General features: G+C 40.3%; 20 protein-coding genes. 19 read left to right on the top strand and 1 reads right to left on the bottom strand.

Annotated features, from left to right (window positions below):
• Window positions 1-87 precede the first annotated feature (87 nt).
• From IHV77_RS06705 to IHV77_RS06735, 6 genes are all read left to right on the top strand, one after another.
• On the top strand, window positions 88-3,048 hold the full coding sequence (locus IHV77_RS06705; protein ID WP_194811233.1) for a hemagglutinin repeat-containing protein: 2,961 nt from the start codon (window positions 88-90) through the stop codon (window positions 3,046-3,048).
• A complete protein-coding gene (locus IHV77_RS06710; protein ID WP_194811234.1) occupies window positions 3,045-3,383 on the top strand; it encodes a hypothetical protein in 339 nt (112 codons plus the stop codon). The genes IHV77_RS06705 and IHV77_RS06710 overlap by 4 nt, the downstream gene beginning before the upstream one ends.
• Window positions 3,384-3,616: 233 nt before the next feature.
• A complete protein-coding gene (locus IHV77_RS11870) occupies window positions 3,617-4,879 on the top strand; it encodes a VENN motif pre-toxin domain-containing protein (protein WP_228549992.1) in 1,263 nt (420 codons plus the stop codon).
• A 40-nt stretch (window positions 4,880-4,919) separates the two neighbouring features.
• Window positions 4,920-5,507 carry a hypothetical protein gene (locus IHV77_RS06725; protein WP_194811235.1) on the top strand — a complete coding sequence of 196 codons (588 nt, stop codon included), beginning with the start codon at window positions 4,920-4,922 and terminating at the stop codon, window positions 5,505-5,507.
• A 98-nt stretch (window positions 5,508-5,605) separates the two neighbouring features.
• A complete protein-coding gene (locus IHV77_RS06730) occupies window positions 5,606-6,130 on the top strand; it encodes a deaminase domain-containing protein (protein ID WP_228549993.1) in 525 nt (174 codons plus the stop codon).
• Between the two features lie 108 nt (window positions 6,131-6,238).
• Window positions 6,239-6,691 (top strand): hypothetical protein, encoded by a 453-nt coding sequence (locus tag IHV77_RS06735; RefSeq protein ID WP_194811236.1) that lies wholly within the window; start codon window positions 6,239-6,241, stop codon window positions 6,689-6,691.
• Here IHV77_RS06735 and IHV77_RS06740 read toward each other — a convergent pair.
• A complete protein-coding gene (locus IHV77_RS06740; protein WP_228549994.1) occupies window positions 6,655-8,895 on the bottom strand; it encodes an autotransporter outer membrane beta-barrel domain-containing protein in 2,241 nt (746 codons plus the stop codon). The genes IHV77_RS06735 and IHV77_RS06740 overlap by 37 nt on opposite strands.
• 156 nt (window positions 8,896-9,051) lie before the next feature.
• Here IHV77_RS06740 and IHV77_RS06745 point away from each other — a divergent pair, with 156 nt between their 5' ends.
• The 13 genes from IHV77_RS06745 (at window position 9,052) to IHV77_RS06805 (ending at window position 21,581) form a co-directional block, all read left to right on the top strand.
• A complete protein-coding gene (locus IHV77_RS06745) occupies window positions 9,052-9,471 on the top strand; it encodes a hypothetical protein (RefSeq protein ID WP_194811237.1) in 420 nt (139 codons plus the stop codon).
• 10 nt (window positions 9,472-9,481) lie between these two features.
• A complete protein-coding gene (gene cysQ / locus IHV77_RS06750; RefSeq protein ID WP_194811238.1) occupies window positions 9,482-10,291 on the top strand; it encodes a 3'(2'),5'-bisphosphate nucleotidase CysQ in 810 nt (269 codons plus the stop codon).
• Window positions 10,292-10,365: 74 nt separating this feature from the next.
• The gene (gene zwf / locus IHV77_RS06755) at window positions 10,366-11,850 is read left to right on the top strand and encodes a glucose-6-phosphate dehydrogenase (protein ID WP_194811239.1); all 1,485 of its coding nucleotides are present in this window, start codon (window positions 10,366-10,368) and stop codon (window positions 11,848-11,850) included.
• Between the two features lie 122 nt (window positions 11,851-11,972).
• Complete coding sequence (pgl, locus tag IHV77_RS06760; RefSeq protein WP_194811240.1) at window positions 11,973-12,671, top strand: 6-phosphogluconolactonase; 699 nt, start codon at window positions 11,973-11,975, stop codon at window positions 12,669-12,671.
• Window positions 12,671-13,051, top strand: coding sequence for a DUF1304 domain-containing protein (locus IHV77_RS06765; protein ID WP_194811241.1), 381 nt, complete (start codon window positions 12,671-12,673; stop codon window positions 13,049-13,051). The genes pgl and IHV77_RS06765 overlap by 1 nt, the downstream gene beginning before the upstream one ends.
• A gap of 44 nt (window positions 13,052-13,095) precedes the next feature.
• Window positions 13,096-13,515 (top strand): hypothetical protein, encoded by a 420-nt coding sequence (locus IHV77_RS06770; protein ID WP_194811242.1) that lies wholly within the window; start codon window positions 13,096-13,098, stop codon window positions 13,513-13,515.
• An 82-nt stretch (window positions 13,516-13,597) separates the two neighbouring features.
• A complete protein-coding gene (gnd, locus tag IHV77_RS06775; protein ID WP_194811243.1) occupies window positions 13,598-15,052 on the top strand; it encodes a decarboxylating NADP(+)-dependent phosphogluconate dehydrogenase in 1,455 nt (484 codons plus the stop codon).
• A 72-nt stretch (window positions 15,053-15,124) separates the two neighbouring features.
• On the top strand, window positions 15,125-15,436 hold the full coding sequence (locus IHV77_RS06780) for a DUF4298 domain-containing protein (protein ID WP_194811244.1): 312 nt from the start codon (window positions 15,125-15,127) through the stop codon (window positions 15,434-15,436).
• Between the two features lie 116 nt (window positions 15,437-15,552).
• The gene (locus IHV77_RS06785; protein ID WP_194811245.1) at window positions 15,553-15,756 is read left to right on the top strand and encodes a hypothetical protein; all 204 of its coding nucleotides are present in this window, start codon (window positions 15,553-15,555) and stop codon (window positions 15,754-15,756) included.
• A gap of 146 nt (window positions 15,757-15,902) precedes the next feature.
• Complete coding sequence (rpe, locus tag IHV77_RS06790; RefSeq protein ID WP_194811246.1) at window positions 15,903-16,580, top strand: ribulose-phosphate 3-epimerase; 678 nt, start codon at window positions 15,903-15,905, stop codon at window positions 16,578-16,580.
• Between the two features lie 44 nt (window positions 16,581-16,624).
• Complete coding sequence (locus IHV77_RS06795; RefSeq protein WP_194811247.1) at window positions 16,625-17,299, top strand: phosphoglycolate phosphatase; 675 nt, start codon at window positions 16,625-16,627, stop codon at window positions 17,297-17,299.
• A gap of 115 nt (window positions 17,300-17,414) precedes the next feature.
• Window positions 17,415-19,829 (top strand): endopeptidase La, encoded by a 2,415-nt coding sequence (gene lon, locus IHV77_RS06800; RefSeq protein ID WP_194811248.1) that lies wholly within the window; start codon window positions 17,415-17,417, stop codon window positions 19,827-19,829.
• Window positions 19,830-20,018: 189 nt separating this feature from the next.
• Complete coding sequence (locus tag IHV77_RS06805) at window positions 20,019-21,581, top strand: AbgT family transporter (protein ID WP_194811249.1); 1,563 nt, start codon at window positions 20,019-20,021, stop codon at window positions 21,579-21,581.
• Window positions 21,582-21,648 lie beyond the last annotated feature (67 nt).

The following is a 21,648-nucleotide window of genomic DNA, read 5'->3' on the forward strand; positions in this document are numbered from 1 at the left end:
TTTACTACAATTTTGCATCTATAAATATGGAGGAGAGAAAAAAGTAAATAAATATGCAGAGAGGGTGATGAAGAAAAAGAAAAAATAATGGGTATTAAAATAGGCTTTGAAGTGGCACATAATATAATAAAAAATGCTTTCAGTAATAAAGAAGCGAATGAGAGGGTGAAAGCGGCACAAGCCTTAGGCGTTGCCGCCAAAGCCTACTCGACTTACGCCAATGCAGCAAATGGTGGTGCGTTATTGCGGGTTGAAGCGGGCACGGGCTACAGCCATAGCCGAGAGAGAGTTGAATCGAAACAGGCAGAAGCACAAGGCAATCAGCTTAATGCACAACATATCCACATTCAATCCCGCCGTGGCGATATTCAAGCGAAGCAAACGGACTTCACCAGCCGAGATGCGGAAGGCAAGCGGTTAGCGGACAGCAGCATACACCTAAACGCAGCGAAAAACCTCGTGCTTGAATCCGGTCAAAGCACGGCAACACAAAAAGGCAGACAACAAAGCAGTGGTGTAGAAGTGGGCGCCGGTGCTGCGATAGGTGCTCAAACGGGTGTTTACGTTTATGTGCAAGGCGGCTTTACCAATGCGAAGCAAGATGAACGACATCTTATTCAAAACAACAGCCATTTAGACAGTGAAAGTATCCGCCTCAAAAGCGGTGGCAACACCACTTTATCGGGAGCGGTTGCCAAAGGGAAAGCGATTCACACCGAGGTGGGCGGCACCTTGAAGATAGAAAGCCGCCAAGATGAACATCACTCGAAAAGCAGCAGTGCAGGCGCAGGCGGACGGATACAGGTGGCACTGGGAACGGCTTGGGGCGGTAGCGGTTACGGCAATGCCTCAAGCGGAAACTCGAGCAGCAAACAGGTGGTCGAGCAATCGGGCTTATTTGCAGAGGAGGGCGGTTATCATATTAATGCGAACCACGTAGCGCTTAAGGGTGGTGCGATTGCAAGTACTAATCCGAACAATAGTGAACTGAGAACCAACAGCCTGACGTTTAGTGATATCAAAAACGAAAGCCAAAGCCGAGCGGTAAGCGGCAGCATCAGTGCTTCAGCCAACCTCAATAAATTAGGTGGCGTGGAAGCCAAAACCGATGAGGAAGCCAAACAACAGGCAAAAATCGCTAAACTGACCGGTACGCCACAGAGCAACGGCATTAACCCGACTATCCCCTTATATGCAAGCGAAAGCGACAGCAGTGTGACCAAAGCGACCTTAACGGAAGGCAAGATTATCTTAAATAAAGACAGCCAACCGACCGAAACCACCGCGAAGGCATTGGGGATAAACACGGAACTTAGCCAAGCTAATGCACAGACAAAAACAACCTTTGACATCAAACAGAAACTCAAAGAACAGCAAGTGATTGCAGGTGCGGTAGGTAATATGTCGGAAGCGGTTACGACCTATTCGGAGCAGAAACAAAAAGAAGCTCAAGAGGAAGTCAAAAAGGCAGAAAAGGCATTGACTAAAGCAAAAACCGAAAAAGTGTCAAAAGAGGAGTTATCAAACTTAACACACGAGTACAACCAGGCAAAAGCCGAAGCCGAAAGTTGGCAGACGGGCGGTTCATCAAAACGCAAACTTGACGCAGCGGTAATGACCTTGGGGACGATATTATCGGGAGGCAGTGCAGGTGAAGCTACCATTTCGGCTCTTTCCCCTGAATTGAACGCCAAGATTCACGAATACACCCAAGACAGCAAAATGGTGAACTTACTGGCACATGCCACCCTTTCCGCTCTTGAAGCCAAAGCGAGTGGCGGTAATGCACTGGCAGGTGCGGCATCCGGTGTGGCAGGTGAAGCCAGTGCGATGTTGCTTGCTGAAGCAGTATTTAACAAAACCGCAAGCCAACTCACGGAAGAAGAGCGAAATCTTCTCTCGTTGGCAGGGCAACTTTCGGGAGCCTTAGCCGGCAATACCATAGGCAGTAACACCGCTTCCACGCTACAAGGTATGGCTACGGCGAAAAGTGCGGTGGAAAATAACTATCTTTCTGCTCAAGAAGCAGCACGAAAACGTGATTTAGAGCTTAAAGCTAGAAATGGTACGATAAGCCAATCTGAACAAGAAGAACTATCAGCAATCCATCGTAAAGATGTTGAAAGCGATAAGGCATTAATTTTAGCTTGTGAAGGTTCACCACTCTCTAGCGAATGTAACATTGAACGTAAAAAATTGGAGAGAGATAAATTCAGCTATTCTGGAGCGGAATATACCCCAGTCTATGGTTACCCGAGCTATACCAAATACACGGATATTTATTCACAAGATTATGACAAGGTAGCAAATTTTTCAGAGAGATATGACGTACTGAAAAATGCGAAAGCAAAAGCCGATACTGATTTTTATCGCTACACAGGTATTGATCCGAATTGGTTTGGCAGAGCTGACGTTGCGAATAATGTCGTTGCCAGTGTTGCGGGTGTAAAACTTTCAGGGACACAGGCAGATAAAGCCTACCAACCTCTCCCTAAAGGAGTAAATTCAAATGAGAAATTGCCAATTGTTGGTAAGGCGACAGGCTATAAAACAGTTAAAGTGGACTTTAATAAATCCATAATAAAGGGGAGTGATGAAAGCTACATTGTTAATAATTTAGAGGCTAATACTAATTATAAGTTAAGTAATGGAACAGCATTTAAGACTAATAATTATGGCTATGTTGAAGAAATATCATATTCTCCAATAGATGTAAAAATGCCAAGAGATAAGCGACAAACCCAAGTTGGCAAAGAGGGATTACCAACAGATGTTGGAGGTCACATACAAGCTTGTAGTCAAGGTGGTACTTGTGATAGATATAATCTATTTCCTCAAGATGCTAATTTTAATAACTCAGCATATAAAGTATATTTTGAGAATGTGGTAGGTAGAGCATTAAAAGAAGGAAAAATTGTACATGTGAATACAAAATTTACTCGTAATGATCCTAGTTCAAGTAGACCAGATAAATTGAAGGTATCATTTGAAATAGATGGGAGAAAGTTTACTAATGAATTTAAAAATGAAGCAGGAGTGAAAAAATGAATGAACAATTAGATTTATTGCAGAAAATATATGATGAATTTCATTCATCACGAGAGAGATTTGATTATTTGGAGTATACTTATAAATTTAATCCTGATGAGAATTGGGTGGGGACAGAATTATTTACTTCTGAAAATGGTGTGCCAAAAATGATTACCTTGGATGAGGAGTTAGAGGAAAAAATTCAAGGACTATGTAATGAACTACATATGCTGATGCAAATACATACTGGAGGAGATTGGAGAAAATTAATTTTTACTATAGAAAATGGAAAGGTAAAAACAAAATTTATTTATGATGTTCAATCTTGTATGGATCAATTTAAAGAACTTTAGATATGAAGGAAGTATTTCAAAAAAATCTACTGTCGGAACATGAATATCTGATATAGTCCTTGATAGAGTTCGACTCTGGTTGAGTGTCTAAATATCCATAAAGAATGGATATGCTTATTTTTTAACTTCATTTCCAAGCGGTCAAATTTCTAAAATCTTTTGCAATTTGCAGATTTTTAGTGAAATTAGACCGCTTGTTTTTGTGTTAGCTTTGGTTACTCAACAGGAGTTGATTGCCAACAAAACAGAAACAACAAGAAGCGGAGAAATGGCAGACTTCGGGCGAACATAAACGCAAAGTGGAGGTGGTAACGACCGCACTTAGTCTCGCCTTGGCGGGTAAACCAAGTGAAGCCATCGCTGTGGGAGCGGCATCACCGTATGTAAACCAAGCGATAAAAACGCTTACGGAACAAAACGAAGTAGCGAATATTGCAGCGCATGTATTATGGGGTGCGATAGAAGCAGAGCTTTCAGGCGGCAAAGTGAGCACAGGAGCAGTCGCAGCCGGTGTCGCAGAGCTGGGTGCAAGAGCCTTAACGCAAGGCATTTACCAAAAAGAGCCGAGCGAACTTAGCCTTGAGGAAAAAGAACAGCTATTGGAAATCACCAAGGCATTATCTGGTGTTGTGGCAGGGGCAACCACGAAAGGCAACACAGCGGAAACCTTGAGTGCAGTCAGCACGGGTTCAACGATAGCGAAGAATGCGGTGGAGAATAACTATCTCTATAACGGCGAGGTCGATAATTTAGCGAGAGAATTGGCACAAGCTGAAAGAGAGGGGAAAGATACCAAGTCGATTTTTGAGAAGTACGCCAAACTCAGTGAGAAAAATCGGCAGGCGATTTTATCGGAGTGTGGAGATAACCCAGTGTGCTATCTGCCGCATATTCAAATGATGAATAGTGGCAATGAAGCGGCATATGAACATTCCAGTAAGCTAAGATTAACTTCTTATGTCAATGGGTTGAGTTCGGAGATGCAGGTTAAACTATCGGATTTTGTCGAACAAGAGAATGCGAAAACCCGAAGTCAGTTACCACAGAGTTTGCATTATGCGTCATTAGCATTGGTAGCTGCAGAAGCGATCGGACTAGGCGGGCTTGCTTTAAAAGATAAATTGCCAAAGATTTCCTTATCGGGGAAAACGAAATCGTATCCAAGCTCTGGGATGGATAACCACCAACGACAAAACGTGGGGGATGTGGATTATCCTCAGATAGTTGTATCTAAATCAAAATATCCGGAATCAGCCTTACATATAGAAGAAGCTTTGAAAAATGGTAAGCCAGATATTCTTACAATTGATCGTAAAGGAGCAAAGGCAAGAAGAAAAGAAGCATTAAAAGATATCCCAATTAAATCTGGATTAGATAGAGATGAATATCCACCTGCCTTATTTAAAGAAGGTGGTGAAGGAGCATCTTTAAACATATTAACCCAAGTGATAATAGAGGTTCAGGTAAATGTATTGGTAATCAATGTAAAGATTTAAATGATGGAGATAAGGTTAAGATTATTGTTGAGGATTAAATATGAGCTATTTAAATAAATTAATTAAAATATCAAGTAAAAGTCTTTATCCTATGTATAGTATCAATGAGCAATATATAAAGCTAAAAGATTTGTTTAGTTATAAAAATGGCTTTGTTGCTTTTGAAGGATGTTTGCGAATTCTACCGCTAGTAGATATAGAAAATGAAAGAACTATTTATTCTTGGAATAAGTTTCTAAATTTTGAAACTAAAGAGTATATTTTTTTTGGTGATAATGTTCTAGGAGATGGTTTTTGTACATACAAAAATTTATTTTATAAGTATGATTTTGAATCTGGTGATTTAGAGTTCATGGGAAATACACTAGAGGATTTCTCTAAAGAACTTATAATAAATTACAATTATTATACGGGTTATTCTATTGCAAAACAGTGGATGGAAACTCAATCAGTAGTTTCTTTTAATGATGTTTTAATGCCAAAAATACCCTTCATACTAGGGGGGGAGTATAGTATTAATAATTTATACATGAGTAATATATATGAGTCAATTCAGTTAAAACAGTATATTTACAATAAAACAAAAGAATCTGAAGATGGAGAAAAGATAAAGCTAACACTAAGTTAGTATTAATTATATGAAATGATATGCATTAATATAAGTTGAATGGATAAGGGCAAGATAATAATTAATTTACTTCGAATTTCTAAAACAGGAATTTTAGAGTGCAGGGAGGTTCAGTTGATGCTACTTATGGCTATAAAGTAATCAAAGACTTAAGTGTTAAGCCAAAAGGTAGTGTATTAATGTTACCTGATTACCGCAAGCAGTTAGCAGAGGCTCGAGCAACGCTTCCTAAAAAACTAAAAGGACAGGGTAATTCAGCCATTGCTCATATTAATATTGAAGGATTGAATACAAAAACTTTGGCTGGGCATAACCAAGTTGATATCCCAATAGGTAAATTTGTTGGGGAAGGTAAAACGGAGTTTAATTCTTTAATTCTGCCAAACAGAAAAGGGGAGCCGGTGGACAGAAAGACGGATTCCGAATATAAGATTTTTTCTAACTTAGCTGATCAGTTGGGTTCCAATACTCAAGCTAGAGGGCAGGTTACAATATTTACGGAACGTCCTGCTTGTCCAAGCTGTTTAGGTGTTGCAGAACAATTTAATAAACGTTATCCAAATATAAAAGTAAATATATTTGATAATAATGGAAAACAAATTAAACCATCAGGAGAAAGATAATGACTGAAAGAGTTAAATATGGAGAATTAAAACAATGGTTTTTTGAGGATGCTTATTTATGGTGTCAACGTAAGTTTCGCAACGGAAGCATAAGAAAATGGGAATATAATGAAAGTGAATGGGGGGGCTTTAGATACTTATGAGGGAACATTTGAAAAAACAATAGAAAACTTAATGATATATATAATCTTAAGAGCCGGAAGAAATCCTTATGGACATAAAATAGCGTTAAATGATATTGATAAAATATTATCAGAACATAGTTTAAATGAGCTAATTGCCTGCTTAGAAGAAGAAAAACAAGAATTTCTTTATGATTTAAACTTAGTTTTGAATAAAAAAGAGACAACAAAGCAGTGGTGTAGAAGTGGGAGCCGGTGTTGCTATAGGTGCTCAAACGGGCGTTTACGTTTATGCGCAAGGCGGCATTTACCAATGCGAAGCTATAAACTTTCTACAAAAAAATCCCCCCTGCATAATTTCAGGGGGATTTTTGTAACAAAGGATTTTCGGATATTTGTGGGTTACCAGCTATACCGATATGTCAACTGTACTTTGTAAGGTTGGTCGAGTTTTTTACCGCTTGTGAAACCGCCTTCAAGACCGAATCGGTGTTGTCCGAACTGGGCATTTAGGCCTAAGGTGCTTTCAAAACGGCTACCTGTTTCAGCGACATCAAATGCGTATTGATTGACACGTACTTGATTGTGGCGGGTTTTCGTTTTCACGCCATTAATTTCGGCATAAGGTTGCATATTCCAGCCGTTGAACCCAATCGTTTTGGCAACACGTACACCTGCTCGTCCTGTGTAGGCATTCAGGCGATCTTCATCACTTTGTCCTGAAAGGGTTGTCCAGGCAAATTGAAGTTGTGGTGTGATTGTCCAACCTGCGCCAAGTGTATGAATCCGCCCTACTTCGGTAGAAAGGGTGTAGCCGTGATATTTGCGTTTACCTGTTTCACGGTTTTCTGCTTTCAAACGATCATATTTGGCGATGTTATCCCAATAGAAACCGTTATCGGCGAGATAGGTTCCGTAGAGTCCGAATGATTGTCCTTTAACTTTGCCTGAACCATAATCGTTATTAAAATCCACATCGGAACGGGCATTGCCGATAAATCCCCCCAAACGGAAATTGTTACTCAGCACAACATCCGCTCCAAGTTGTAGGCTGTGAATATCTTGCTCAAACCCCGAGGTTTGACTATTTGAGGATGCCGAAAGTGCGGTCAGTTTTGAACGAGAATTTACATTTTTCACCCATACATTGCCTTGTTCACCTCGTTTGAGTTCGCCTAAGCGGTGGTGTAAATCCGTTAAACCTTGCTCAACAAGGTGTAATTGAGCTTGACGGAGTGAAACCAGCGCGTTAGATTTTTCGCTTAAAGCACGTTGTGGATTGGCAGGTTCGTTCATTGCTGGCGGCACAATTACAGACGGAATAATCGGCGGTTGCGATGTTGAGTTTTCGCTTGGGGTTGTTGGTTGAACCGGCGTGTTATTATCTTTTGGTAGTGTAGCCGGTTCGCTAGGAACTTCCGACGTTGTTATAGTCTTTTCACCTGCACGGTTAGAAAGCACCCAGTTTGTTCCCTCTTTATTCAAGCGATAACGATACGCCCCTGCATCGACATATTCACGATTCAGCAAGCTAAATTGTGCTTCGCCTGTTTGCGTTTCGACTAAGGTCACTTTACCGTTTGGGGCGTTGGGTTCATCACCACTATTATGAATATCTAGCCAAAATTGACCGCTGTCTTTGCCTTGAACAATAATTTTGTCGGATTCTTCATCCGCTAAATTAGTACTTAGAATAAATGTTCCACTTCCTAATAAATTCTCTTTAATTATAAGAGTATTACTAGCTAGGTAATGATATAAATCAACTGTACTATTTTGCAATGTGAGATTTGTGATGTATCTTTTATCAACGCCATTTAGTTCCCAAGTAGAGTTGTTATTTAAAATCAAATTAAAATCTACTTTAGGGTAATAATGAGAACCAGATAATGTTGAATTTTCCACTGATACATTAACTATTCTATCCTTATCTCTAACATCTGGATCAATATAAATGTAAATTAGTCTATCGGAAATAATATTAGAATTATTTATTTTTATATCAATATGATCAGAAGGAGCACTAGCCCATTCGTCATGATCTAAAAATACTCTCGAAATGATTCTAGAGTTATCAATATTTACTGTGTTCTTTCCATTGTAAGAAATTACTGCTGTACCCTTTTCCCCTTTGATAATTACATTATCTAAATTAAGCGTACTATTAGGTTCTAATGTTATAATTGCTCCATTATCAGATCTAACATTAGACAATAGCGTTGAATTTTTTATGGTTGCTACAGAATTTCCTAACGTCAATATGCCAAAATCTGTATTATTTGTTGTGTGTGCCTGCGTTAATATTGAGTTTTCAATAGATAGGCTAGAATCATTAGCTTTCAGGAAACGTCCAATTCCATCTGCAGGTGAAAATATATTATCTATATTACCATTAGATGAATTAATTGTAATCTCAGACTCTTTTAATAATAAATCTCCATTTTTTAGGTCTATTGGTAAAAAATAACCCATTTGAGGCTCTTTAATTAGAACTTTTTTACACTGTTCTAACGTGTTTTTTCCTTCTAATTCAAGTGGAAATTCACATTTTGTAGCATAAACCTCAGGAGTATTTAAAACACCTGCACTAAATAACATTACAGATAACGTTGATAACCTCAATTTTTTCATTTCTTTATCCATCTAAACACAAAAAAGCCAACATAAATACGTGAGCTCCTATTCTATCTTAAGTAACTCTATGCCTCAATAATTCTCTAAGATATGTACACAAGAATTCTGTAAAAGAGAATGACTTTCCTATAAAATAGGGCATCTCCCCTCAATCACCTGTTTTTTATGAAACCTTATCTCAAAACACTTATCCTATTTCCCTTGATTTTACAGCTATTGGCAACCGTATTGCTTTGGTTATTAGATGCGGATTTTGATGCGGTTCCGTTTAGCCGTTATTTGACTACCGCTTTTTTTCTCGCTACGGTTCCGGCGTTTTTGATTGCTTTAGTGGCGATGAAATTTCATTATGTTAGGCATAATATCGCTGCAATCGTGCTATGTTCGTCATTGATTACTTTCTGTTATTGCAATATCGCTTCCTATTTTTATTTATTGGTGATGAGTGAAGAAGAGCCCACATTTTGGCAATGGATGAGCGAAGGTGGTTTATCATTGGGATTATTAAGTACGTGCGGTATGATATTTTATTCGTTGTTTGTGATGCCGTGGTTGTTGCCGAAAGAAAAATCATCACAATCATAAGGAGGGTTTTATGCTGATACTGAACGAACACTTACTCAATCAAATCCTGTTGATTGCTTATCAAGCCGGCGATCATCTTTTGCGTTTTTATCGGCGGCATATTGATGTAAAAATAAAAGAAGACGATACGCCCGTTACAGAAGCCGATCTTTTTGTCAGTCAATTTTTAACGGAAAAATTGACCGCACTTTTCCCGAACACGCCTGTACTTTCGGAAGAAAATTGCCATATTCCTTTTAAAGAACGCCGAACTTGGGAAGAATATTGGTTAATAGATCCCCTTGATGGTACGCAACAATTTATAAATCGAACGGATCAATTTTCAGTTTTAATTACGCTCGTACGCCAAAATAAACCGGTATTAAGCATTATTCATGCGCCGGTTTTATCGCTGACTTATTATGCAATGGAAGATTTTGGAGCATACAAAAAACAAGGCGGGCAAGTGCAAAAACTGACAAAAAACACGCTCAATTTTGACCGCCCTTTACGTATTGCCGTGGGAGCGAGCACTTCACAGGAAAAAGTGCGGTCAATTTTATCGAAGAATTTCAGTTGCGAATTTATAGTGGTGGGCTCAAGTAGTCTGAAAAGCGGTTTGGTAGCTGAAGGGGCGGTAGATTGCTATGTGCGACTAGGGCAAACGGGCGAATGGGATACAGCAGGTGCTGAAGTTTTATTAGGTGAGACGGGAGGGAAAATTTTTGCCCCGCACTTTGAACGCCTCACCTATAACCAACGCGAAACCTTAATCAACCCGCATTTTGTGATGGTGGCTGATAAATCGGCGGATTGGCAGACCATCTTTCAATTTAATTGATTGGTTCGATTGGTAATTTTCGTTAGAATAGCGCATCATTCCGACACAATTTGGTATTTTATTAAGGAATAATTATGCAAACTGATAATAACTGTATCGTCATTTTCGGCGCATCCGGTGATTTAACACACCGCAAACTCATCCCCGCTCTTTATAACTTATATAAAATAGGACGATTAAGCGAAAATTTTTCAGTACTTGGTGTAGCGCGTTCTGATTTAAATGATGAAACTTTCCGTGGAAAAATGCGCGAAACCTTACTCAATAACGAAGAAACCACACCGGAAACATTGGAAGCATTTTGTCATCATCTTTACTATCAAACGATAAACACTTCGGATGCTGCCGATTACGGCAAGCTTGTTCCCCGCTTGGATGAACTGCACGATAAATATCAAACCTGCGGCAATACACTTTATTATATGTCCACGCCGCCAAGCCTTTATGGCATCATTCCGGAATGTTTGGCGGCGCACGGGTTGAATACCGAAGAATACGGTTGGAAGCGTATTATCGTAGAAAAACCGTTCGGTTATGATGAAAAAACCGCACAAGCGCTAGATGTGCAAATTCACCGTTTCTTTGAAGAACATCAAATCTACCGTATCGATCATTATCTTGGTAAAGAAACGGTACAAAATTTGCTTGTATTACGTTTTTCCAACGGTTGGTTTGAGCCCCTTTGGAATCGCAATTTTATTGATTACGTGGAAATTACCGGTGCCGAGTCTATCGGTGTAGAAGAACGCGGTGGTTATTATGATGGTTCCGGTGCAATGCGCGATATGTTCCAGAATCACTTACTACAAGTATTGGCAATGGTGGCAATGGAACCACCGGCAATCATTAATGCCAATTCTATGCGTGATGAAGTGGCAAAAGTTATGCACAGTTTACGTCCACTAACACAAGAAGATGTAGAACATAATCTTGTCTTAGGTCAATATACCTCCGCAGAAATTAACGGTAAAACAGTAAAAGGCTATTTGGAAGAAAAAGGTGTACCGGCAGATTCTCACACTGAAACCTATATGGCGCTGCGTTGTGAGATCGAAAACTGGCGTTGGGCGGGCGTACCTTTTTATGTCCGCACCGGTAAACGCTTACCGGCGCGAGTCACAGAAATTGTGATTCACTTTAAAACCACGCCGCATCCGGTATTTAGCCAAGATGCGCCGGAAAACAAACTCATCATTCGCATTCAGCCGGATGAAGCCATTTCTATGCGTTTCGGCTTGAAAAAACCGGGAGCAGGCTTTGAGGCGAAAGAAGTTTCTATGGATTTCCGTTATGCCGATCTTGCCGGTGCGCAAGTACTAACGGCGTATGAACGTTTATTACTTGATGCAATGAAAGGCGATGCCACCTTATTCGCTCGCACTGACGCAGTTCACGCCGCATGGCGTTTTGTACAACCGATTTTGAATTACAAAGCGAACGGGGGTAAAGTCCACGAATATGAAGCCGGTACTTGGGGGCCGACAGCCGCAGAGAAACTTATTGCTAAAAGTGGTCGCGTATGGCGTAAACCAAGTGGGTTGATGAAGAAAAAAGTGTAATCGGCATCTTTCCCCTTTCCTGCTTAGGGTGAGGGGGAAATTCTCAGCGTTGATAAAGTTATCGATACCATTTCCATCAGCATCTTCCGCAAGCGTACGAGAAGAATAAAGAAGAGAACAACATGAACTATATCACTTTCCCCACGGCACAAAATGCTGTGGAAAAAATCGCTCAAGAGTTTGTGATTTACAGTCAGTTAAATCGTCCTGTACATATTTCCCTATCCGGCGGTTCCACCCCAAAATTGTTATTTAAGACCTTAGCAACGGAACCTTATGCCTCACAAGTTCAGTGGAAAAATTTACATTTTTGGTGGGGCGATGATCGAATGGTTGAGCCCACTGATCCTGAGAGCAATTATGGTGAAGTACAAAAATTGCTGTTTGATCATATTCAGATTCCAACAGAAAACATTCACCGCATCCGTGGTGAAAACGAACCGCACCTAGAGGTAAAACGTTTTGAAGAAGAATTAAGTGCGGTCATTTCTGACGGTGTTTTTGACTGGATTATTCTTGGTATGGGAGCGGACGGTCATACTGCCTCTCTTTTCCCACATCAGACAAATTTTGATGATAATCACCTTGCCGTGATTGCAAAACACCCTGAAACAGGACAAATTCGTATTTCTAAAACCGCTAAACTCATTGAGCAAGCAAAACGTATTACTTACTTGGTGACGGGGGATAGCAAAGCGGAAATTCTGAAGGAAATTCAAACAATATCTGCGGAAAAATTACCTTATCCTGCAGCTAAAATTCACGCCAAAAACGGCATAACGGAATGGTATTTGGATAAAGCGGCGGCGAAGTTCTTATAATGGAAATTTTAGCCTTTATTTTGACCGCACTTGTAGCATTGGAACATTTTTATATTCTTTATTTGGAAATGTTTGCTTTGAGTAGCCCGGCGGCAAAGCGAATTTTTAAATTAAGCGAACAAGATCTTGCTAACCCTAAGATCAGAGTTTTGTTTGCCAACCAAGGGTTATACAATGGTTTTCTTGCCGCAGGTTTGGTATTTTCCTTATTAATTCAACAAATTTCGCTAACCTATTTTTTCCTTATTTGCGTTATCATTGCGGCAATATATGGCACAATTACGGCGAACAAAGGGATTTTGTTTAAGCAGGGATTACCGGCTGTGTTGGCACTGATATCTCAGTTAATGATTATTGCTTCGCGTAACTTTTGTTTATAGGTAGTCGTATGTTAAAAAGTATGTATTATTGTAGGAGGAATATCATGAAAAAATTTCTAATGATTTTACTATCTATAACATTAGTGGCTTGTTCTTCAGGCATTGACATTGATGAACTTAAGGTGAAAATGCCGAAGAATGAGCAAAATGTTATAGTGCAAATTCCAACAGCGAGTAACCCCGTTTCTAATGCAATGGTTATTGGTATGGTCAAAATGTCAGGTTCACCATCGGCTTCAAACATAGTGAAAATGTTAGCAGTCGATAATATTAACATTGGCGTAACAGGGGAGAGCCAAATTCTTAATAAAGCAACTGCACTTTATGCACTAGAGCATGTAACGAAAGTCGGTAAGAATGTCAGCATTTATATGATGGGTGATAGTGAAAGTGATAAGACGGATTTAGAAAAAGTAGCAAGCAGCAAAAATATTAAATTACATTATTTTGCAAATATGCAATAGGTTGTAGGGTTATTTACTCTTTCAACAAGCAATTTCAATATATTATGGTGAGATGAACTCACTTTACCAACAGGAGAAAAAAATGTCAGTAAAAGGCGATATTGGTGTCATCGGCTTGGCGGTGATGGGGCAAAACCTCATTTTAAATATGAACGATCACGGTTTTAAAGTGGTGGCGTATAACCGGACTACTTCAAAAGTGGATGAGTTTTTACAGGGTGAGGCGAAAGGAACGAACATTATCGGTGCATATTCGTTAGAAGATTTAGCCGCGAAATTAGAAAAACCGCGCAAAGTCATGTTAATGGTACGTGCAGGTGAAGTAGTGGATCAATTTATTGATGCGTTATTACCCCATTTGGAACAGGGCGATATTATCATTGACGGCGGTAATTCCAACTATCCTGATACTAATCGCCGTGTGGAAGCGTTGCGTGAAAAAGGTATTCGTTTCATCGGTACCGGCGTTTCCGGTGGTGAAGAAGGTGCTCGCCACGGACCTTCTATTATGCCGGGTGGTAATGAAGAAGCGTGGCAATTCGTCAAACCTGTGTTACAAGCGATTTCCGCCAAAACCCAACAAGGTGAGCCTTGTTGCGACTGGGTAGGTAAAGACGGTGCGGGTCATTTTGTGAAAATGGTTCACAATGGTATTGAATACGGCGATATGCAATTAATTTGCGAAGCCTATCAATTCTTAAAAGAAGGCGTTGGCTTGTCTGACGATGAATTACAAGCGACTTTCAACGAGTGGCGCAATACCGAATTAGATAGCTATTTGATCGATATTACCGCTGATATTTTGGGTTATAAAGATACGGATGGTACGCGTTTAGTTGATAAAATCTTAGATACGGCAGGTCAAAAAGGTACGGGTAAATGGACGGGAATCAATGCGTTAGATTTTGGCATTCCATTGACCTTAATCACCGAATCCGTATTTGCCCGCTGTGTGTCCGCATTTAAAGATCAACGTGTTGCGGCAAACAAATTATTCAACAAAACGATTGGCAAAGTCGAAGGCGATAAAAAGGTATGGATTGAGGCAGTGCGCAAAGCATTATTGGCTTCCAAAATCATTTCTTATGCACAAGGCTTTATGTTGATTCGTGAAGCTTCTGAAAATTTCAACTGGAATATCAACTATGGCAACACTGCACTATTATGGCGTGAAGGCTGTATCATTCGCAGTCGTTTCTTAGGTAATATTCGTGACGCCTATGAAGCGAATCCGGATTTGATTTTCTTAGGTTCAGACGGCTACTTTAAGGGCATTTTGGAAAATTCTATGAGTGATTGGCGCAAAGTGGTGGCGAAATCTATCGAAATCGGTCTTCCAATGCCTTGTATGGCATCAGCCGTCACCTTCCTAGACGGTTATACTTCCGCTCGTTTACCTGCAAACTTATTGCAAGCACAACGTGACTATTTTGGTGCGCACACCTATGAACGTACCGATAAACCGCGCGGTGAGTTTTTCCACACCAACTGGACAGGGCGTGGTGGCAATACGGCATCAACCACTTACGATGTGTAAAAATATCCTGTAAACCGACCGCACTTTCAGCCGAAAAGTGCGGTTTATTTTTAGGGAGTTTTGGAGAAAATTATGTTACCCAAAGAACGTTTGGCGAAAATTGCCGAAATGGAAGCTGTTTTGAATGAATCAACGGATTTTCTTGCCGAAGCACAAAGGCTTCTTGAAAAATGGCAAGCATTCTTACCGAAAATGAAATCCTTAGAACAATATTATTTTACCGGAGATTGGCGTGATGATTACGAAGCCTATGAGCAAGGTAAAATCCCCAAAGATCAACCCTACGGCGTACTTTCGGAAGATCTGATTTTTAATGCGAGCGCCGATCAGCAACGTCTTGCTATTGAATATTTAAAAGTGATCACGGCAATCTTAGATCATTGAAATCGCTATTCTATTTCTGATCTCGTTGTGATGAAATTATTTTTATGAACTTTCATTCAGTTGGGTTTGTCTTACGGAACGCTATCGCTGTTGATAGTTTTACACGGAGAAATCCTATGAAGTTAATCACTAAATCATTGATTATTGGTATGACGGCCGTTTCATTAGCAGCTTGCGGAAATATGAGTCGTAGCCAAAAAAATACCGCGGTGGGGGCTGCAATTGGCGGTGCCGCCGGCTATATGATTAAAGGCAATGCGGCAACAACATTAGGTGGGGCGGCATTAGGTGGTTTGATTGGCAGCCAAGTGAATAAATAAAATTCCTTAAAAACCGACCGCACTTTGTTTTATTCGGAAAGGAAATAAAGTGCGGTTATTTTTTCTGTGTTTTCCGAGAAATAATCAAGGCAATTTATACCTTAACGTAGTAAACTAGGGCGGTTACTATCTTTTTGGAGATGACTATGAAACCTTATCTTATTGCGCCCTCAATTCTTTCTGCCGATCTTGCCCGACTTGGTGATGATGTTCAAAATGTACTGAATGCCGGTGCGGATGTAATTCATTTTGATGTTATGGATAACCATTATGTGCCGAACCTCACTTTCGGTCCTGTTGTATGTAAAGCTTTGCGTGATTACGGCATTACAGCACCGATAGACGTTCATTTAATGGTAAAACCGGTGGATAGAATTATTCCTGATTTTGCGAAAGCCGGAGCTAATTATATTAGTTTTCATCCGGAAGCTTCGGAACATATTGATCGTACATTGCAACTTATTCGAGATCACGGCTGTAAATCAGGTTTAGTGTTTAATCCGGCAACGCCGTTGAGCTATTTGGATTATGTATTGGATAAAGTGGATTTGATTTTATTAATGTCGGTAAATCCGGGATTTGGCGGACAATCTTTCATTCCGTCCACACTGAAAAAATTACAACAAGTACGCAAAATGATTGATGATAGCGGGTTTGATATTCGTCTTGAAGTGGATGGCGGCGTAAAAATCAACAATATTGCGGAAATTGCGGCAGCCGGTGCCGATATGTTCGTTGCCGGTTCAGCCATTTTTGATCAACCGGATTATAAACAAGTCATCGATCAAATGAGACAACAGCTTGAAACGGTTCATGGAGAATAAATATCGAACTTTTTTGACTGATTTACAAGGAAATAGAGAAAATAATGAACACACAATTTAAACTTATCGGCTTTGATTTGGACGGAACTTTAGTCAATAGCCTGCCGGACTTAGCCTTATCCGTAAATTCCGCTTTAGCGGAGCTGGGTTTACCGCAAGCTCAAGAAGAGTTGGTATTGACTTGGATCGGCAATGGTGCTCCGGTACTTATTGCGCGTGCTTTAGATTGGGCTTATGCACAAACCGGTAGAGCGTTAAGCGAAGCGGAAATCGAAAAAGTGAAGACGCGTTTTAGCCATTATTATAGTGAAAATCTTTGCAACATCAGTCGGTTATATCCAAATGTAAAAGAAACTTTAGAGGCTTTGAAAGCCAAAGGTTATATTCTTGCCGTTGTTACTAATAAACCGACCAAGCACGTTCAACCGGTGTTAGCGGCGTTTGGTATTGATCACTTATTTAGTGAAACCTTAGGCGGTCAATCTTTACCTGCAATCAAGCCGCATCCGGGGCCGCTTTATTATTTATGTGGAAAATTCGGACTTGAGCCCCGCCAAGTGTTATTTGTCGGTGATTCCAAAAATGACATTATTGCAGCTCATACTGCGGGTTGTGCGGTGGTTGGATTAACCTATGGTTACAACTATAATATTCCTATCAGCGAATCCGCCCCGGATTGGGTGTTTGACGATTTTGGTAACTTATTAGAAATTCTTTAGCTTTTCAACAAAAGTGCGGTTATTTTTGACCGCACTTTTATCGGTCGCTTCCCTTGAATTTATTCACCCACCCCCCATATATCCCCAAATTACGAAGACAGATTAGAGAGAAAATATGAAAGCCAAAAAAACACAACGTACGATACCCGTATTGCCGTTACGCGATGTCGTGGTTTTCCCTTATATGGTCATGCCGCTTTTTGTAGGGCGTGCAAAATCCATTAATGCGCTTGAAGAAGCGATGAATGAAGATAAACAGCTCCTTTTAGTTTCACAAAAACAAGCCGATTTAGAAGAACCGACGGTTGATGACGTATTTGATGTGGGCACGATTGCCAATATTATTCAATTATTGAAATTGCCGGATGGGACGGTGAAAGTATTGGTGGAAGGGCAACAGCGCGCAAAAATTAATAGTTTGGAAGAAGGGGAAAACTTCTTTTCTGCCCAAATTACTCCGATTGATTCCATCCATGGCAATGAGCAAGAAATCAGTGTGGTAAAAACGGCGGTATTGGCAGAGTTTGAAAACTATCTTACCTTAAATAAAAAAGTGCCTGCAGATGTATTAAGTGCGCTTCAACGGATTGAAGAGGCGGATCGCCTAGCGGATACGATGGCAGCGCATTTGCCGGTAACGGTTCGCCATAAGCAAAACGTGTTAGAACTTGCTGATGTGCAAGCACGTTTAGAATATTTGCTTGGTATGATGGAATCGGAAGCGGATATTCTACAAGTGGAAAAACGCATCCGTAGCCGTGTGAAAAAGCAAATGGAAAAAAGCCAACGTAACTATTACTTGAGCGAGCAAATTAAAGCGATTCGCAAAGAAATGGGAGAAGGCGAAAGTGAAGATACCCTTGATGAAGTTGAACAACTTCGTCAAAAGGTTGAGGCTGCAGGAATGCCGACGGAAGTACGTGAGAAAGTAGAAAGCGAATTACAAAAACTCAAAATGATGTCGGCGATGTCGGCAGAAGCCACAGTGTTGCGCAGTTATGTGGAGTGGATGCTTCAAGTGCCTTGGCATCAACGCACCAAAGTAAAAAAAGATATTACAAAAGCGCAACAGATATTAGATGCGGATCATTATGGTTTAGAGCGTGTGAAAGAACGCATTTTGGAATATCTTGCGGTACAGGCCCGTTTGAATAAAGTAAAAGGGCCGATTCTTTGTTTGGTAGGCCCTCCGGGAGTGGGAAAAACCTCATTAGGGCAATCCATTGCCAATGCAACCGGTCGTAAATATGTGCGTATGGCGCTTGGTGGTGTACGTGATGAGGCGGAAATTCGCGGTCATCGTAAGACTTATATTGGTGCTTTACCCGGTAAATTGATCCAAAAAATGGCGAAAGTGGGCGTGAAGAACCCATTATTCCTGCTCGATGAAATTGACAAAATGGCATCGGATATGCGCGGTGATCCAGCCTCCGCTTTATTAGAAGTGCTTGATCCTGAACAAAACACCGCTTTCAACGATCACTATTTAGAGGTGGATTACGATCTATCGGATGTGATGTTTGTGGCAACCTCGAATTCGATGAATATTCCGGGCCCATTGCTTGACCGTATGGAAGTGATTCGCCTTTCCGGTTATACGGAAGATGAAAAACTTAATATAGCGATGCGCCATTTGTTACAAAAACAAATAGAACGTAACGGCTTGAAAAAAGGCGAATTAGTAGTGGAAGAAAGTGCGATTTTAAACATTATCCGTTACTACACCCGTGAAGCCGGTGTACGTAATCTAGAACGTGAAATTTCTAAGATTTGTCGTAAGGCAGTGAAAAATTTATTGGTTGATCCAAAACTGAAATCTATCACGGTGAACGCCGATAATCTCCATGATTATCTCGGTGTAAAACGTTATGAGTTTGGCAAAGCGGACACTCAAAACCGAGTAGGGGAAGTCACCGGCTTGGCTTGGACGGAAGTGGGTGGTGATTTATTGACGATTGAAACCGCCTCTGTCATTGGTAAAGGTAAACTTACATTCACCGGTTCTCTTGGCGATGTGATGAAAGAATCGATCCAAGCGGCAATGACGGTGGTACGCGCTCGTGCAGATAAACTCGGTATTAATCCTGAGTTCCACGAAAAACGTGATATTCATATTCACGTACCGGACGGCGCAACCCCGAAAGACGGTCCAAGCGCGGGGATCGCAATGTGTACGGCGCTTGTTTCTTGTTTAACCGGTAATCCGGTGCGTGCCGATGTGGCGATGACGGGGGAAATCAGCTTACGTGGTAAAGTATTGCCAATCGGAGGCTTAAAAGAAAAACTACTGGCAGCACATCGCGGTGGCATTAAAACCGTTTTGATTCCAAAAGAAAATGTGAAAGATTTGGAAGAAATTCCGGATAACGTAAAAGAAAACCTTACCATTCACGCCGTTGAAACCATTGATGAAGTACTCGGCTTTGCGTTAGAGAATCCACCAGAAGGCATTGAATTTGTGAAAGTGGAAACCAAACCGAAAACGCCACGTCGCAAATCCACAACAAAAACGACAAGAGCGGTTAATTAATTAAATATTTTTTAAGGCTTGTGAAACAAGCCTTTTTTGTATCTTTAAATTCTGATTTTTTGATGATTTAAGTAAGATTGTAAATAAAATGTAATATTTTTGTTATAGAAATGAAGTTTTATTTTTGAGTTTGGTAAAAAATATGCGAACATGAAGCCTATTTTTTAATCAAAACAAAAGGATATGCACATGTCATCAACCGTTTCTCAAAAAAACAGTCGAATTCAGCCTTTTTTAAAAGGGGTAGAGTGGCTTGGAAATTTATTGCCGCACCCTGTCATTTTGTTTATGTTGATGTGTGGTATTTTGATCATACTTTCAGCAATTTTGCATTATTTTGATGTAAGAGTTTTGGATCCCCGCCCTAATCATTCTGCTGATATTATCGTGAAAAGCCTACTTAGCCAAGAAGGGCTTTCTTATATGGTTAGTAGTTTGGTAAAAAATTTCACTGGTTTTGCTCCACTTGGTACAGTTTTAGTTGCAATGCTTGGGGTATCTATTGCTGAATCTTCGGGTATGATTTCTGCCGCGTTGAGGGGCTTAATTGTTGGTGCGCCGAAAAAATTAGTGACCTTCACTATTGTATTTGCTGCGGTTATTTCAAATACAGCCGCAGAACTTGGTTATGTGGTGTTAATTCCTCTTGCGGCGATGATTTTTCACGCACTTAGTCGTCATCCGCTTGCCGGGATTGCCGCTGCATTCGCTGGAGTTTCCGGCGGATATAGCGCTAATTTGCTATTAGGTACGGTGGATCCGCTCTTATCGGGAATTACTCAAGAAGCGGTCCGTTTAATCTATCCGAATTATGTGGTTGGACCTGAAGCAAACTGGTATTTTATGTTTGTTAGTACGTTTTTAGTGAGTATTTTAGGTTATTTGGTTACTGAAAAAATCGTTGAACCACAGTTAGGAAAATATGATCCCAAAGATGCAGATGATCCTTCTATCCTTAAAAATAAAGTGGAAAAATTAACACCTAATGAGAAAAAAGGGGTGATGTGGGCCGGAATTACAATGTTAATTTTTTCCTCGCTACTTGCTTGGACGATTGTTCCTGAGGATGGCATTTTGCGTAATCCCGAAACAGGACTCGTGACGGGTTCACCTTTCTTACATGGTATTGTTGTCTTCATTTTTATCTTTTTTGCTATTCCCGGTTATGTCTATGGGCGAGTCACCGGTTCAATGAGATCTTCTCAAGATGTCGTAAAATCTATGTCGCAAGGTATGGCCTCAATGGGGATGTACATTGTATTAGTATTTTTTGCGGCACAGTTTGTAGCATTTTTTAAGTGGACGAACTTAGGCTCAATTATTGCTGTAAAGGGAGCTAATCTGCTTATTGATTTTGGTTTAACGGGCCCTGTACTTTTTATCGGTTTCATCTTGGTTTGTGCATTTATCAATTTGATGATTTCCTCCGCCTCTGCACAATGGGCATTAACTGCGCCTATTTTTGTACCTATGCTGATGTTAGTCGGTTATGCACCGGAAGTCATTCAGGCTGCATATCGTATCGGTGATTCAACAACGAATATTATTACACCGATGATGAGCTATTTTGGCTTGATTATGGCTGTGGCGGTTCGTTATAAGAAAAATACGGGGGTGGGGACGCTAATGGCGATGATGATCCCTTATTCATTTATTTTTATTATTGGTTGGGTAACACTTTTTTACCTCTGGGTTTTTGTGTTTGGTTTACCTGTTGGACCGGGCTCATTAACTTATTTTTCAATTCCATAACTAAACAATGTGTTGAAATTGTGTAGAGATAATAGGCTTCCAATGTGGGAGCCTATTATTTTCCTGA

It is taken from the genome of Rodentibacter haemolyticus, assembly GCF_015356115.1.
Taxonomy (GTDB): Bacteria; Pseudomonadota; Gammaproteobacteria; order Enterobacterales; family Pasteurellaceae; genus Rodentibacter; species Rodentibacter haemolyticus.